This is a genomic window from Clostridium sp. CTA-17, from assembly GCF_054767895.1.
Genome location: NZ_BAAABF010000001.1, coordinates 666094 through 682068, shown reverse-complemented (window position 1 = coordinate 682068; position 15975 = coordinate 666094). Strand labels below are relative to the sequence as shown.

At 28.5% G+C, this 15975-nt stretch carries 17 protein-coding genes; 5 read left to right on the top strand and 12 right to left on the bottom strand.

What is annotated here, in order from left to right; translation table 11 throughout:
* The first annotated feature begins 55 nt into the window (after positions 1–55).
* The gene (locus ACYUCG_RS02925; protein WP_003464694.1) at positions 56–712 is read left to right on the top strand and encodes a pentapeptide repeat-containing protein; all 657 of its coding nucleotides are present in this window, start codon (positions 56–58) and stop codon (positions 710–712) included.
* Between the two features lie 56 nt (positions 713–768).
* On the opposite strand, the gene ACYUCG_RS02920 is transcribed toward ACYUCG_RS02925, so the two are convergent.
* The gene (locus tag ACYUCG_RS02920; RefSeq protein ID WP_460268066.1) at positions 769–1758 is read right to left on the bottom strand and encodes an alpha/beta fold hydrolase; all 990 of its coding nucleotides are present in this window, start codon (positions 1756–1758) and stop codon (positions 769–771) included.
* A 205-nt stretch (positions 1759–1963) separates the two neighbouring features.
* On the opposite strand from ACYUCG_RS02920, the gene ACYUCG_RS02915 reads away from it, so the two are divergent.
* From ACYUCG_RS02915 to ACYUCG_RS02900, 4 genes are all read left to right on the top strand, one after another.
* On the top strand, positions 1964–2308 hold the full coding sequence (locus ACYUCG_RS02915; protein ID WP_060795361.1) for a DUF1622 domain-containing protein: 345 nt from the start codon (positions 1964–1966) through the stop codon (positions 2306–2308).
* 13 nt (positions 2309–2321) lie between these two features.
* Positions 2322–2693 carry a DUF1622 domain-containing protein gene (locus ACYUCG_RS02910; RefSeq protein WP_181159606.1) on the top strand — a complete coding sequence of 124 codons (372 nt, stop codon included), beginning with the start codon at positions 2322–2324 and terminating at the stop codon, positions 2691–2693.
* A 110-nt stretch (positions 2694–2803) separates the two neighbouring features.
* Positions 2804–3628, top strand: coding sequence for a hypothetical protein (locus ACYUCG_RS02905; protein WP_460268065.1), 825 nt, complete (start codon positions 2804–2806; stop codon positions 3626–3628).
* Positions 3629–3743: 115 nt separating this feature from the next.
* The gene (locus tag ACYUCG_RS02900; protein ID WP_283679972.1) at positions 3744–4484 is read left to right on the top strand and encodes a DUF7852 domain-containing protein; all 741 of its coding nucleotides are present in this window, start codon (positions 3744–3746) and stop codon (positions 4482–4484) included.
* Positions 4485–4596: 112 nt separating this feature from the next.
* On the opposite strand, the gene ACYUCG_RS02895 is transcribed toward ACYUCG_RS02900, so the two are convergent.
* The 11 genes from ACYUCG_RS02895 to ACYUCG_RS02845 all read right to left on the bottom strand — a co-directional run bounded on the left by ACYUCG_RS02895 (position 4597) and on the right by ACYUCG_RS02845 (position 15735).
* Positions 4597–5109 (bottom strand): GNAT family N-acetyltransferase, encoded by a 513-nt coding sequence (locus ACYUCG_RS02895; protein ID WP_460268063.1) that lies wholly within the window; start codon positions 5107–5109, stop codon positions 4597–4599.
* 309 nt (positions 5110–5418) lie between these two features.
* Positions 5419–6093 carry a ferric reductase-like transmembrane domain-containing protein gene (locus ACYUCG_RS02890; protein WP_460268060.1) on the bottom strand — a complete coding sequence of 225 codons (675 nt, stop codon included), beginning with the start codon at positions 6091–6093 and terminating at the stop codon, positions 5419–5421.
* A 286-nt stretch (positions 6094–6379) separates the two neighbouring features.
* Positions 6380–7846, bottom strand: a complete 1467-nt coding sequence (locus tag ACYUCG_RS02885) for an amino acid permease (protein WP_415341639.1) — start codon at positions 7844–7846, stop codon at positions 6380–6382.
* A gap of 754 nt (positions 7847–8600) precedes the next feature.
* The gene (gene dhaT, locus ACYUCG_RS02880) at positions 8601–9758 is read right to left on the bottom strand and encodes a 1,3-propanediol dehydrogenase (RefSeq protein ID WP_003451991.1); all 1158 of its coding nucleotides are present in this window, start codon (positions 9756–9758) and stop codon (positions 8601–8603) included.
* Between the two features lie 93 nt (positions 9759–9851).
* Positions 9852–10280: a GlcG/HbpS family heme-binding protein gene (locus ACYUCG_RS02875; protein ID WP_060795347.1), complete on the bottom strand. Its 429-nt coding sequence runs from the start codon at positions 10278–10280 to the stop codon at positions 9852–9854.
* 23 nt (positions 10281–10303) lie between these two features.
* Positions 10304–10816 carry a cob(I)yrinic acid a,c-diamide adenosyltransferase gene (locus tag ACYUCG_RS02870; protein WP_060795345.1) on the bottom strand — a complete coding sequence of 171 codons (513 nt, stop codon included), beginning with the start codon at positions 10814–10816 and terminating at the stop codon, positions 10304–10306.
* A gap of 18 nt (positions 10817–10834) precedes the next feature.
* Positions 10835–11185, bottom strand: coding sequence for a glycerol dehydratase reactivase beta/small subunit family protein (locus tag ACYUCG_RS02865; protein ID WP_060795343.1), 351 nt, complete (start codon positions 11183–11185; stop codon positions 10835–10837).
* Positions 11178–13028, bottom strand: a complete 1851-nt coding sequence (locus ACYUCG_RS02860; protein ID WP_139933199.1) for a diol dehydratase reactivase subunit alpha — start codon at positions 13026–13028, stop codon at positions 11178–11180. Before ACYUCG_RS02860 ends, ACYUCG_RS02865 begins: the two co-directional genes overlap by 8 nt.
* A gap of 17 nt (positions 13029–13045) precedes the next feature.
* Positions 13046–13471 (bottom strand): diol dehydratase small subunit, encoded by a 426-nt coding sequence (locus ACYUCG_RS02855; RefSeq protein WP_003451918.1) that lies wholly within the window; start codon positions 13469–13471, stop codon positions 13046–13048.
* A gap of 19 nt (positions 13472–13490) precedes the next feature.
* Positions 13491–14057 (bottom strand): propanediol/glycerol family dehydratase medium subunit, encoded by a 567-nt coding sequence (locus tag ACYUCG_RS02850; RefSeq protein WP_060795339.1) that lies wholly within the window; start codon positions 14055–14057, stop codon positions 13491–13493.
* A 13-nt stretch (positions 14058–14070) separates the two neighbouring features.
* Complete coding sequence (locus ACYUCG_RS02845; RefSeq protein ID WP_060795337.1) at positions 14071–15735, bottom strand: propanediol/glycerol family dehydratase large subunit; 1665 nt, start codon at positions 15733–15735, stop codon at positions 14071–14073.
* Between the last annotated feature and the right edge of the window lie 240 nt (positions 15736–15975).

Here is a 15975-nt window from a genome sequence, read left to right as displayed (position 1 = left end):
CGTTACTATATTAGTTAAGTTTATAATATATAACTAAGACTTAGTAACGATTATTATGACACAAACTCAAAAAAACACTCAAATTTTCAAATACAATAAGGCAGAAAAAAGAAATAAAAATTTTATGTATATGGATTTTAGAAGAGGAAACTGCTATAACTGTGATTTTTCTTGTTCTAATTTTAGTTATGCAAGCTTTAGGGGTGCACATTTTAAATCCTGTGATTTCTTTGAATGCAAATTTGACTCTACAGAATTTATAGGTAGTAACCTTAAGAAAAGTAAATTCAAAAAATCTAAATTTAAAAATGTAATCTTTGAAGGGGTTAACTTAGATGGAGTTGATTTTTCAGGTGCTACCTTTGAAAATGTAATATTTATAAATAGTGATATAAGTAAAACATCTGGCATGAAGTTTAAAGAAGATGAAGTTAAAATTTATGAAGATATGCCATCTTTTGAAATTAGTGATTCTCTTAAGGAAGCTGCTTTGAAGGCTTTAGAAAATAAATACATAAAAAAATCTAGGGTTTTAGATACAAAAGAAGGTGACTTAAATACCTTAAGTTTAATTAGACTTCTTGAGAATCATAAAGAAAATATGCTTATAGAAGGACTTAAACTTTCTGCTGAAAAAATAGATAGAGATTTCTGTACTTTAAGCTACATAGACAAAGCTATTACTAAACTTAAAAATGAAGGTTTATTATAAGAAAGATTATCAATATAAAAGATATTATAAGAGAGGCACAACCTCTCTTATAATATCTAATTATTTTCCTCTAAAAATTTAAATATCTTATCTAAATAATCATAAAGAATTTCATCTTTTTCAAAAAACCCCTCATGTTTACTTCCCTTCACTTTAATAAGTTCACAGTCTTTGGCTAATTTTTTAAACTCATCATGAAATTTTGTGTCAACATAGGAATCAAACTCACTTTTAAATAGTAAAATAGGTGTGTTAATTCTTTGTATATTTCTCTTCTTCATTAAATAATCCGTTGCCTTTGCTGCTTCTTTATACCAATGAATAGAACCTCCACCTCTTCTCAAAATAGTATTTTCTAATAGAAATTTATGGTATAAGCCATGTCTATATTTATCCGATGTACCTGATGACTCTAAATTCTCCTCTTCCTCAAAGGGTTTTTGTCCAAAAATAAAATTTTCTCCTTTTCCCATAAGAATTAAAAATTTAGCTATTAATTTGCATTTTATATGAGAGTATTCTCTTGTATTTATTCTAAACATTGGGGAATTTAAAATTGCTTTCTTAAAATATCCATGGTTATTTTCTAAAAATATAGTGGCTATAGCTCCCCCCATAGAATGTGCAAATAAATATAAATTATTATTAAACCTTTTATCTTTTAATACAACCTCATTTAAAAAAGTCTTTAGATCTTTAACATAATAATCAAAGGATTCTACTTCCACTTGTGTATTACAAGATTTACTTAAACATCCTGATCTCCCATGACCTCTATGTTCCATTATATAAACTGAAAAACCTTCATTTAAAAAATAGTATATTATTTCATGATATTTCTCTATACATTCCGAAAATCCATGGCATATAACTATTGCTTTATCTGATTCTTCCATTATGTATTTTTCATAATATATGTAAGCACTCTTCTCCCCCTTAAAAGTTCCACTACTCCTCATACTATTTAGCATATTTTCAACTATCTCTACATCCTCTTTTTTCTCACCATATTTATAAAAATATTTTCTATTTAAAGTTTTACACATAAAGTTCCCCCTTTTTATATGTCCATAAAGTATATATTCCTTAAAATAATTATACTACTTATGAAAAATAAATATTTATAAAGATGGTCTTCTAAAGCTAAAATAATTTAAAGTAAGCTTTATTACATTTTATGCTATACTATTTATATAAAATTGAATAAAAAAATAATCTTTTTACAATCTAAAGATAAGGGGTGAATTTAATATGTTTAGACATATCTTAGAAGGTGCTATATGGATAATAAATGCAGTCTCAATAATAGTTCTTTTATGGGGAGTACTTTTGACAGTAAAGGATTTTATTATATCTGAAATAAAATCTAAAGATAGAATTGAAGCTGTGAAAAAAATTACTATTGTTAAAAATTGCTTAGGAACTTATATATTACTTGGATTAGAAATTCTAATATGTGCTGATATAATTGAATCTATATTAAATCCTACTTTCCACGATATTATAGTTTTAGCATCCATAGTAGTAATAAGAACTGTAATTTCTTACTTTCTTAATAAAGAAATAGAATCTAATAAGGAGCACCTTGAAAGTTAAATTCTAGATTATTATGAAGGAAGTGATTTCTTTGGTACATAAAACTTTAGAATTGTTGATTCTTATTTTGCAAGGAATATCTGTTACAGTAATTATTTATGGAGTTATACTAACTATATTTAAATTCTTCAAAATCGAATTTTCAAAGGGAAATAGAATATTAAAAGTCAAAGAATTAAATAAGGCTAAAAACTTTCTTGGTAGCTATATATTATTAGGCCTAGAAATATTAGTATGTTCAGGTATTATATTATCTATTTTAAAACCTACCTTATATGATATTTTGCTTTTAGGATCAACAGTTGCACTAAGAACTGTAATCTCTTACTTTCTAAAAAAAGAACTTAAGTCAATCAATTCTAATTCAAAAAAAGAAAACTCTTAAAGAGTTTTCTTTTTTATTTAATATCTGTATATTAAAATTTATTCATAATTATACTATTTTCTCAAAATCAACAATATGTATTAAATAAGCAATTATTGAGGTTAAATTAAATGAATTTAAAGTATGTTTTTTCAATATTTATTTTGTATTGCAAAGATTTATTATCAATAAAATTTAGCAAAGTATTGTTTAGCTTTTTATATTGTCAGATTATTCTTTTAATAACTACTCCGAATAAGCATAATAATAGTACTAACCCCCAAAATAAAATTAATATAAAAAATTTCTCACATATATATAATGCAGCAAAAATAAGAAATAAAAGCACTATCCCTACTAATAAACTAAAGATATCAATTATTCATCTAAAAAATTCTACCTATCTACAAAATATAAATAACAAAATTTTTGGAAATAAATCTGATTTTAAAATATTAAAAGATAAATCACAAGAATATAAACTGCCTATTTATTTAAGTCAATTCTCCATAGTTGATGTATTTAAGGGAGATGTAGAATTTCCTAAACATATTACTTATATAAATTCAACAAAAAACACTCTAAAACTATGCTCAAGCTCCTTAATTTTAGATGCATCCAGTAGAAAGTCTGGATTTTTATATTTAAATGGTTACTTAGAAATTGACTTAACATATTCAACACCAGAAAACAACAAAATTCCTCTTATATCTAAGATGAATAACTATGTGATTAGAATTCCTTTTAATAGTTCTATTCATATCAATTTTATTTATCCAATAATGGGCAATACAGTGTATTTTGATGAATCTAATATATCCTTAAAAGAAAACAAATTTACTACTGACATAAAGTCTAGCAATATAAAAGTTATAGAAGACTGTATTCACTTGCATAAAATCTTTAAATTCTCCATAATAGCTAATTATTCTATTGAACTCTACGATTTTTTATAGTATTTTTTAATCTTAATTAATCAAAACTAAAAAACATAGAACATTTTCAAATAAAATAGAATACTATATAACATAAGGTCAATAATTAAAATTTTATGTTATGAGGTGAAATTAAATGAGTTCATGTTGTGAAAGAAGATTTCCTGTATGTGCTGATGATATAGATGTAAATGTTGATAATTTTGATACAACAACAAGTGCAGTTACTCCTGCTCCTATTGGAAACGCTAAAGCTCTAGTTAGAGTTGCAGCTATAAATATAAATCATCCTTTAACTGATTCAATTATAATTCCTGAAGGATTTTACAGTATAAAAGGAATATCTAGAAGATTAGTTTTAAATCAATGTTATATAGTTCCAGCTTCAACAGCAACAACAAATAATGCTCAACTTTTTGTTGAAGGATATATTTTAAAAAATGTTCAATACGCTACTCCAAGCGCTGATCAAGCTTCTGTTGATCCATGTGAAGACTGTCTTGTTATGAGAAACGATTATAAAGATTTAACTGCAAAACTCAACTTTAATTTTTCTGTTCCAATAACTTTAACTAATGCTAATATAGTTACTCCTGTTGCTAAGACAGAAAGAGCAATATTAAAAGATTGTATGAAACCATGTGATAAGGGTACAATGAGTGAATCTGACTGTGAAAGATTCTTCTCTCAATCAGTTGTGTTACAAGAGCCATTCTCTTGTGAATTAGATAGCTATAATATTAGTGAAGCTGTTATAAACAAAACTAGCTGTTCATTTACTAACGAAAATTTATTTGATACTGTAGTAGAAAAATTAAATCTTAACTTAGTTATTTCTATCTTCCAACTTAGACCTGTTACAGTAACACTTCCTTAATATTGTTGTGTTAATGATATAACTAAATAATCCTAATTTGTAAATTAATAAATTTTTAAATTTATATTTTTAAATACTGGAAATTAATATTTCCAGTATTTTTTATTTATCTCTAAAAAGGTTTAATTACTTTTTCAAAGGCTATTCTTTCACTTCCATCCTCTAAATATATTATTCCACATCTTTTAAAATTATTTTTTACTAATGCCCTCTGCATAGAAATATTATCTCTATGAGTGTCTATTTTTATGCTAAAAATACCCTTATTTAAAGCTAAACTCTCTGCCTCTTTTATTAATTCTTTAAAAATTCCTTTTCCCTTGTATTTGTCATGAACAGCAACTCTATGCATAACAATATATTCCTCATTGGTAATCCATTCACCATTAAATATTGAATTATAAGTGCTTTCACCCTCTAAAGATATTACAGTTGTAGCAATAATTTCATCTTTATTAGTTAATACATAACTATTTGCACTTTCTATATCTCTTCTTAAATCTTCCTTTGCTGGATAACCATCTTGCCATTGATCAACCTTAGTTCCTTTAAGATATTTTTTAGATAATTCTATTATTTCCACAATCTGACCTAAATCAGAAATCTTTGCTTGTCTAAATTCCAAATTTACTCCCCCTAATTTCTAAAGTTTAAATGAAATTTTATATTTAAACTCTAAATTTGTCTATATTAAAATAAAAATCAAATTTCTCTTGATTATAAAAATTAACTATTAAGTATCAAATAAGTATCAAAATTAAACTTAATCTTAAGAATATATAACTATTAAAATGAAATATTACTCTAATATAAATATAACTTATTTTTATCTCTTATGTTATTTTAACTTTTAATTACATAATAAAATACTCCCTTTATAGAAAAAATTTAATTATTACTATAAAGGGAGCCTGTAAGAATATTAACTTTTATATTATTTAATAGCTTTTTTATTATTAAATATTCTTAAAACAAAATATCCTAAGAATATAACTGTATATAATATTACAGCATTTAAATCAAAAACTTTCTTATTAAATAAGATCAATATTATATGTACATACACTAGAAAATAAAAAGGATATGCCCATCTTTGAACTATTTTCCACTTACTTGGTGACATACTAACCCTTACTTTCTTAAATGATGTTATGAATAGAGGAATCATTATTATAAATGCTATTAATCCTACTATTATAAAAGATATGTATAAAATACTTAATGGCTTTCCACTAAATACTCTTACTAAGAACTTGTAGGTATAGATTATAAAATGAGGTAATATAAGTATAGATGCTAAAATTGCCATTTCTGCTCTAACTCTTAAAAGTTTTTTAGTAATTCCCCACTTCTTACTTAGAGCCCCTGCAAACATTGCTAAAATAAATAATGCTGTTGATATAAAGCCTTTCATAAAGCTTCTTTCTAAAACAAATATAATTCCTTCTAATTTAAAGCCTGTCCATATTTTAAAAATTTCATATGATGTAACTACTATTGATATTAAAGTAGCTAACATATAAAAATATTTAGATTGCTTTTTAAAAATGTTGTTTAGACCTACTGTTAAAATTATTACTGCTATTAATGAATAAATTAGATATTCCATTGATTTCTCCTTCCATCTGTTACTGAAAATCATTTTCATTTAGATATTACTATACAATTCATTAAAAGTCAATTAAAAATTTAGAAATATTATTAATAAATATTTCTTATTTTTAATTTAATTATCATAAAATAAAAAAAGATGGATAAGTCCTATAATCCACCTTTTTTCTACATAAATAAAATTACCATATTTAATTTTTAAAAAGCTATTGCTTAATCTAAGCTATGAAATTATATGAAAATATCACACACTCTATCTTATTTTTTTAAAACTATTGTTTAATCTATTCACATATACTCTCTTCAATAATTTCAACTTCAATATCCTCTTTGCCTATCTTATTTTTATATGACTTTTCAGATAATGCTCTTAAAACAAGACCTAAAGCCATAAGTATAACAGGTCCCCCATAAGTTTTTATTATTAAAATTGCAGCTTCCTTACCTGAACTTCCAACAATGTCTTGAAGACCAGCTCCAAAGAATCCAGCACAAGAAAGTACTAAAGCTATTCCTGCAACTGTGTATGCTAAGGCATCACTTTTAAAAAATTTAAAGTCTAAATCTTTATTATGTTTTCTAAAGGATATAAATGCACATATTAATACTACATATGGAACTACAACTGCTAAAGATGATAAATCTGTTAATAATTTAAAAAAGTCATTAATTGATCCTATACCTAATAAAGGTATTGATATTAATACTACTAAAATTGCACATTGTGTCCATAAAGCATTTACTAAAGTTCCATCTTTTCTCTTCTTAGTTAAGAAACTTGGGAATGTTCCCTTTGGAACTTCTCCAAACATGGCTCTTATTGGTGATTCCATCCAAATTATATAGGCTGCTATTGATGTTATTAAATTGATAGCCGCATATACTTGTACTATAACCTTACCATTTATTCCAAAATTATTAGCTAATATATAATATACAACATAACCTGCATCTTGAATTCCTGCCTTCTGTAAAACTTCTGGTGATGCTATAAACTGTATAGCTACAGAACCTAAAATGTATGAGAATGCTATTAAAGCTGTTGCAATTATCATAGCCTTTGGAAATGTCTTTTTAGGGTTCTCTGTTTGCATTATATAAGTACCAGCTACTTCTGATCCTGATACTGCAAATAATAACCATGAGAATGTAGAAAAATAACTTACATTAAAATCAGGAATTACATTTTGAACTGTAAATTCTGTAGCAGAAGGTGTTCCCATAAAATATCCTACTATTGCCATTAATATAAAAATAACAGTTGCCCCTAAAGTAAATTGTCCTCCAAAATCAGCAAGTTTTGAAAACTTACTTACACCTATGGTTGCTATATATGTCATTGCTATACATATTACAATTGATAAAATCGGTAATAAGTATGCATTAGAATCAGTAAATACATTTTTTCCAAGTATTGCCCATGATGCAGCTACTGGTATTCTTGAAAAAACCATTTGTAAGTAAAATAATATTCCTATGAAATAAGTCCAAGTTCCTACAAAAGCCCATTTTTCACCCAAAGCTTTATTTATCCATGAATATATTCCACCTTCTTTATCTCTATTTGCTGAAGCCATTTCTGCTATTATTCCACACAAAGGTAAAAAATAAAAAATAGATACTATTACCCAAGATGGAATAGCTGCTGGTCCTAAATATACAGCGTTACTTGCTATATTAGTAAATCCAAATGTTGGTACGAAAATAAGCATTACTAATGCCCATAACTTTATTTTTTTGTCCTTTCCCATTTTAAACTCTCCTTAGTTTGCATTTTTAAACTTTATTCAACATTTATTAATTTTTAGTTCATATTTATGTTAAAATTATACTACCGTTATAATAAATATACAATACTTATTTTGAATAAAAATGCATATTTTTGTATATTTATTTGTGAAATCGTTATTTAAAACCTAATTTCTTATTTTATTAAGTGTTTCTATCTGTAACACACTTATTTTTATGCAACTTTCATACATTTTTTTGTATAATTTTAAAATAAAAAAATGACTATAGATATAATTGAAGACTAATTAACTATATCTATAATCATTTTTAACCTTTTTATTATTTTTGTTTATTTCTTAATTAAACATGTGATTTATTCTATAGGCTCATATATATTCCAACTTATCTTATATATTTAAACTTTCTAAAAAAGATATTTATAACCTTTTATTCTTTCATAACATATTTAAAAGACTCTTTCAATATTGAAAGAGTCTTTTAAGTACACTATGAAAAATTCCATTCTAAAATAATTTAATTGGGTATCTTATAAAATTATTTTAAACTAATCTTTTTAATTTAAGTTATTGGGTATTTATAACTTAATTATTTTATTTATCCGATTTAAATACATTAATTTTTACTGTTGTTTGTTTATTAAGTTTCTATAAAAAGTCTATTGTATTTATGCCTTTTATTATTTGCTAGCTCTAATAATTAGAGCTAGCACTTATTATATTTTTAATTATTTTTTATTATAAAGCTAATATTTTATTAGAATGCAGCTTTGAATATTTCAACGATGTCTCTTTCGTTACCTTTTCTTGGGTTACTGAATGCATTACCATCTTTAAGAGCCATTTCAGCCATGTATCCGAAGTCTTCTTCTTTTACTCCCATGTCTCTTAATTTTGCTGGTATTCCAATATCAGTTGATAATCTGAACATTGCATCTATAGCTTTTTGAGCAGCATCCATTACTGATAATCCTTCTATGTTTTCTCCCATGAATTCAGCTATATCAGCGAATTTTTGTGGGTTAGATATTAAGTTGTATTTACATACGTGTGGTAATAACATAGCGTTAGCTACTCCGTGAGGCATGTCATATAATCCACCTAATTGGTGAGCCATAGCATGTACATATCCTAAGTTAGCATTGTTGAATGCCATACCAGCTAATAATGAACCGTAAGCCATGTTTTCTCTAGCTACTAAGTTTTCTCCTAAAGCAACAGCTTGTCTTAAGTTACTTGATATTAATTTTATAGCTTGTATTGCAGCAGCATCTGTTACAGGGTTAGCATCTTTTGATACGTATGCTTCTACAGCATGAGTTAAAGCGTCCATTCCTGTTGCAGCTGTTAATCCTGCTGGTTTTCCAACCATTAACATTGGGTCATTGATTGAAACTAAAGGTAAGTTTCTCCAGCTTACTATAACGAATTTAACTTTAGTTTTAGTGTTTGTTATAACACAGTGTCTAGTTACTTCACTTGCAGTTCCTGCTGTAGTGTTTACTGCTACTATTGGAGGAAGTGGATTTGTTAAAGTTTCTATTCCAGCATAGTCATAAAGATCTCCTTCGTGAGTTGCAGCTATACCTATTCCTTTACCACAGTCATGTGAGCTTCCTCCACCAACTGTAACGATCATATCACAGTTTTCGTCTTGGAATATTTTTAAACCATCTTTAACGTTTGTATCTTTTGGGTTTGGTTCAACTCCATCATAATAAGCAACTTCGATTCCTGCTTCTTTTAGGTATTTTTCAGTTAATTCAACTGCTCCACCTTTTAATCCTCTTAAAAATTTATCTGTAACTATTAAAGCTTTCTTTCCACCTAATATTTTACATCTTTCACCAACTACTGATATTGAGTTAGCTCCCATAAAGTTTACACTTGGTACTAAATAATCGTACATTCTCATTTCATTTTCCTCCATTTTTCAACATTTTATATGTATTAAAATATATTTTAAATATCTAATCTATTATATAGATTAAATATTATTAACTTTTTATTACTTATTGTTAAAACAATCTACTGCTGCTTGTGCTATAGCCATGTCTTCTTCAACTGTTCCACCACTTACACCAACAGCTCCTACAACTTTTCCATCAACTATAATTGGGAATCCACCACCAAATGGTACTATTCTACAATTATTTGTTAATTGAAGACCATAAAGACTTTGTCCTGGTTGAACACATTCTGCAATTTCATGACTTCCTTGCTTTAAACATGCAGCTGTATAAGCTTTATTTATAGCTATATCAATACTTGTTAAAAATGCATCTTCCATTCTATGCATAAGCATTAAATTTGCACCAGCATCAACTGCTGCAAATATAACTGGAACATTCATTTCAGCAGCTTTAGCTTCTGCAGCTTTAGCCATTTCTTTAACTATTTCTAAGCTTAATTCTTTTACATCATTTAATTTTTTCATATTTTTCTCCTCCTTTAAGTTAATTATTTTTCTTCATAATATCTTGCTAATGCAAATAAAGTATCTGATAATCTATTTATATATTTTTTAATTTCTTCTCTTAATGGCTGTACCTCGTTTAAAGCAGTCATTATTCTTTCTCCTCTTCTAGCTACAGTTCTAGCTACATGAAGAGTTGCTGAAGGTTTATTTTTGCCTGGTATAACAAAGGCAGTTAAAGGCCCTGCTATTCCCATATATTTATCTATTAATTTTTCTAAATACTCTATATGATCCAATTGGATTTTATCTTTTAAAAGCTCAAGTCCTTTTTCATCACTAGCAAGCTCGGCTCCTAACATGAACAATTCCTTTTGTATTTTATTAAGTATTTCCTTCTCTTTTTCATCAGGTAATTCAGCATAAGCAAGACCTATGAAAGATATTAATTCATCTATTGTTCCATAAGCATCTACTCTTAAATCACATTTATCTACTCTACTTCCTCCGAAAAGAGAAGTTGTTCCTTTATCACCAGTTTTAGTGTAAATATTCATGTTAAACACCTCTTCAATTTAAATATTTTTTAAAGGCATCCCCTTAACTAATCTTGCTCCATTAGCTCCTAAACTTCTTAAACAGGTATTTCCTTTTTCTAAGTTTATAAAGAATAAAGGTTCTTCATCCTTTAACTTATTAATAGTTAAACTTACGTCACCTTTACTGTTAACTCCTATTCCAACTGAAAGTTTGGAATCATTGGCAGCTAAATTAGCAAGTTCCTTAGCATCATTTAAATCTTTATTTTTTAATATGAAAGGGATTCCTTCTTCTTCTATTCCCCATAGAATTTCTTCTATATCCACTTCATTTATTCCTAAAGAACAATATACAAATATGCTTGGATGATTATAATCCTTAATCATTTTCCTTGACACCCTTTCTGTCAAAGGCTAATACTAATCCAGTTGCAACTGCATTTCTTGGACCTTCACATCCTCTTATATTTCCTCTTCCTGCAACTACTCCATAATGAGATAAGGCATCTGTTACTAATTCAGGAACCTCAAAGTCTAATGATGATCCTCCAACTAAAACAACGAATTCTATATCTCTTATATTTCCTGTAGGTGAAACACTTCTTAATGCTCTTAAGCAGTTAATTACAAAAACTCTTTCCTTAGCAGTTTTTCTAACATTTTTAATCTTTTCTAAAGAATTTTGTCCGTCTACCGGAATAAGCATTCCCTCTTTAATAATTACAATCTTAGCAAAAACTGAAGAATCTAAAGGTTTTTCAAAGAACTCTACAGTTCCATCTTCATGTCTTATATGGAACAAACTCTCAACCTTAGCTAATGGATATTTTTTTATATCTTCTGCAAGTCCAAAGTCTTCTATGCCTAATTCTGATTTAATAAGCATAGTTACCATGTTTCCTGCACCAGCTAAGTGTATTGACGTTATGTTACCTTCTTTATTTATAATGGAAGCATCAGTAGATCCAGCTCCCATATCAAGAATAGCTAAAGGAGTATTTGTACCTGGAGTTGTTAAGGCTCCTCTTATGGCCATATCAGCTTCTACTCCACCAACTTCTACTGGAACACCTAACTTTTCTTCAAGTTTATTAGCTATTATTTGCATTTGAAGCTTATGAGCTTTAACCATTGCTGCTATTCCAACAGCATTCTCCATTGAAAACTCTTTTGCAAGTCCACCTTTAACCTTTTGAGGGATAAAAGTATCTACTGCTAATAAATCCTGAATCTTTATATCTGAAATACTTTGATTAGTTAAATCAGCCATAACTTGTCTAACTTTTTCAAGCATTCCCCCAACATTAGAACCAGCATCTCCTCTTAAGTCTTCTATTGGAGAGCAAAGGCTAACAGCCTCCATTATTTTATCTGCTCCTTCTTCAACATCCACAGATTCTTTTCTTCTCATTCCTGTTATATTAATCTTACCAGCTGGTATTTTCTTTTCTTTAACATCCCCTTGAGGAGTCTTTATTACAACAGCTGATCTATTTCCTATTAAAGCTCTTGATACAGGAACAATCATTTTTGTCTCTTCTGGACTTAAATCAAAAACAGTAGCTATTCCATATGGATTTGATAGCTGTCTAATTACAGACCCTTGTGGTGCTACTTCAACAGCTGCTTTCATATCTACAGGAACTTTTTCTAAAAGAGAAACTTCATCAACTATAGGTATTTTTTTATCTAATCTGTTATTGATTAATACTCCATCATCCTTTTGAACAATGGCAGCGGTTATATTAATACCTCTTCTAGTTGCTTGATTTATTCTAAATACAGCCTCTAAAAAACTTATATTTCCTAAAACCAATGGAATAAAAGCATTGTCTTCCTCTTTGATTTCATCAATATTTAAAGTTTCTAAAGTTTCTAATCTTATAGTTTTACCTATTCCTATACCTAGTCCTCCTGGAGTAGAAGGATTATGTCCTATCATTGTTGATTCAGTTATTATTGTTTCAGTTATTGTCTCCATAGCAACATCCCCTATAACAGGTGCTGCTTCGTTAATTCTAACTAAATCTAAATCTTCTAAAGTTAAGTTAGCTTTCTTTAAAGCTTGGTTTAAAGAAGCTATTACCCCACTTATATTTTCTTCCGTTCCTTTGATTCCTGTAGTGGGAATTATCCCACTAGACAGAAATTCAACATTATTTTCATAAACCTTACCTAAAGCAGTTTCTGTAGAAGAGTTTCCTATATCAATTCCTGCTATGATTTTCATCTTTTCACCTCTGATTTTTACTCTTCTATTCTTAATTTATTTCTAGTTTCATATACTTCAGCTGCTTCTCTAACAAAATCAGCATTAACTTTAGCATCATATTTTGTTTCAAGTTCATCAGCTATTTTGAATAAATCTTCTTTTGTTGAACGATATGGTCTTAAAGCATTGTACATCTCTAATATTCTATCGTCTGGAACTCTTATAAGCTCCGCAGCTCTTCTAAAGTTTCTAGCTATAGCATCTCTGTTCATGCTTTCAGCTATTTGAGCTTGCATTTCTAAAGTTTCTGGTGAAATTCTTATATCATCTGCATTGATTTCTCCACTTAAAACTTTTTCTAAAGTTATATCTTCTAAAGCTTTTCCTGTAGGAGTTTTTATATCTCCTTTTCTCTTAGAAGTTAAAGGATAATCTGCCGCAGTCATTCTCTTATTTTCCATGATTTCAATCCTTTCTAAATTAAAACTTAACTTCTAATTGAACTGGCTTTTCACCTGGTTCAACGTGTTTAGTTTCTTTTATGTGTAATAAAGCTGCCTTAGCCATAAACTTAGGTCTAACCATTTGGTCATTTTTTACTGGTACTGGTGTTGGTGACTCACCTTTAGCATATTTAGCAGCATTTTTTCCGATTAATCTATATGTTTCTGGAGTTAAAAGTGGAGCTTGTGAGAATAATTCTAAGTTATTTAGTGGTAATAAATCTTTTTGATGTATTACTGTAGTACCTTTTGATTGTATTCCTATACCTATTCCTGATCCACTTAAACAAGCTGCATCATGAGCTATAAAAGATACATCAGATGTTCTTAAAATTCTAACTACTCTTGCATGTAGTCCTTCTTCTTCAATACCTGCTATGATTTCAAGTAAAGTTTCAGTATGAGGAACACCTACTATTGTTTTATTTTGATATTTTAAAAATGCAGGTGCTAATCCTATAACAACTTCATCTGATCTTAAACCAACCTTAGCTTCTCCAACTTCTTCAACTGTTATTTCTGGTATAAAAGTTCTTTCTTCCATTGTCATTCTCCCCCTACTCTATATCCTCTGGTCTCATTACTGTAGGAACTTTTTTAATTTCTTCCCATCTTTGACCATCTAGTCTATATCCTGTTCCAGGTCCCATATAGTCATTTACATCATTAACAGCACTTATAACATTGAAATCTTTATCTAAAATTGCTGAAGTTTGAAGGTAATCTCCAGTAACTCTTTGCTTAAGCATGTTTAATAAGTTATTTGCTATATCTTCCATACCATTTTTACTTAAAGCTTTTATTATATCTAATCCTGTTATTCTTCTTTCTAACATTTCTTCTGCAGCTTTTAAATCTTCAACTACATTTCTGTTTGGCATTTCCTTACTTCCATGACAGTAAGTTGCAGCTTCTACTTCTTCATCAGTAACTTCTGGGAATCCTAATTCTCTAAAGATTATTTGTATGCACTTAGCTGCTTTATTTCTAACCTTTATAGTTTCTTCTTCTGTAACTGGTCTTAATCCACCGTCAACTTTTAAGTCTCTTTGAAGTATGTTGTAATCATCAAAGTCTTCTGCATCAAAGTTTGATCCAGCAAACATATTATCGTAGTTTGGAACTGCACTATATCCTGAGAATATGAAATCTGTTCCTGGAAGCATTTGCATTAACATTCTTGCTGTTCTTCTTATATCTGAATGTGAGAATGTTTGGTCATTTGCTGATGCAACCTCTATATCAAGCATTGCAGCTATTAAGTTTTCTCCAAGAACTGCTCTTATTCCTGATGGAACTGCCCCTGTCATACCTATACAACTAACTGCACCATTTTGTAATCCTTGAACTCCAGCTCCCTTAGTTATATATATACATCTTGATTCTAAGTAAAGCATTGATCTACCTTCTGAGTATCCCATTAACGCTTCTGAACCTGAACCTGATGTAAATCTCATCTTAAGTCCTCTTGAAGCATAAGCTGATGCTAAGAATGCTTTTGACCATGGAGTATCATCTCCATCTGTAAATACTGATTCTGTTCCATAAACTGAAACTGTTTCTGCATAACTTGTAAGTCCTCTCATTCCTAAGTCAAGTTCAGTAGCTTCCTCAACTGCACATTGAGTTAAAACTCCTCCTCTACCTACTTGTGAACCTACTAAGATAGCTAATGCATTGAAAGGTGCATATCTAACTATACCTACTGTAGTTTCTTGCTCTGCGAATCCTCTTAAAGCAGCCTCTGCAGCATCTGCTGCTATTTGAACTGGGTTGTCTTTTACGTTAGTAACGTGACATTGGTTAGCAGGTGTTCTTCTTGCTCTCATTTTTTGAAGAGCCATCATCATTTCAACAACGTTCATTTCTTGAATAACTTCTACAGCCTTCATTGGTGTTATTGAAGTAGTGATTTTTACTATTTCATCTCTACTAACATTTATATCAACTAATCTTCTTGCTATTTCTTTAGATGAAAGTTTCATAGATTCTTCTGCATCTTCTATATTTATAGCGTACTCTGCTATAAATTTATCTATCATATCAAATTCATCTCTTGATCTGCCGTCTAATTCAGTAATTATTCCATTTTCTATTTTTATTGATGATTTTGGATCATTTGGACTATCTAAAGCTATTAAGCCTTCATCAGCCCACTCCCCTATAAGTCCATCTTGGTTTACAGGACGTTCTGATAATACTTGGAATCTTTTAGATTTCACTTTAACGTCTCCTCACTTTCAAATTCAAATTCATTTGTTAATTTTTTGTCTATGTCTAGATTTTAATATAATTTTAATCAAATTCCATCGGAAAATTTTCATCTATTATGTTAAATTTTTGTCGTATTTTAAATAAAAAAATAGGATTATTTTAACTTCATCTGTATGAAAATTAAAATAATCCTATTCTTATGTCATTTTTTTAATATATTTATTGATTTATAACTATATTTTCCTATA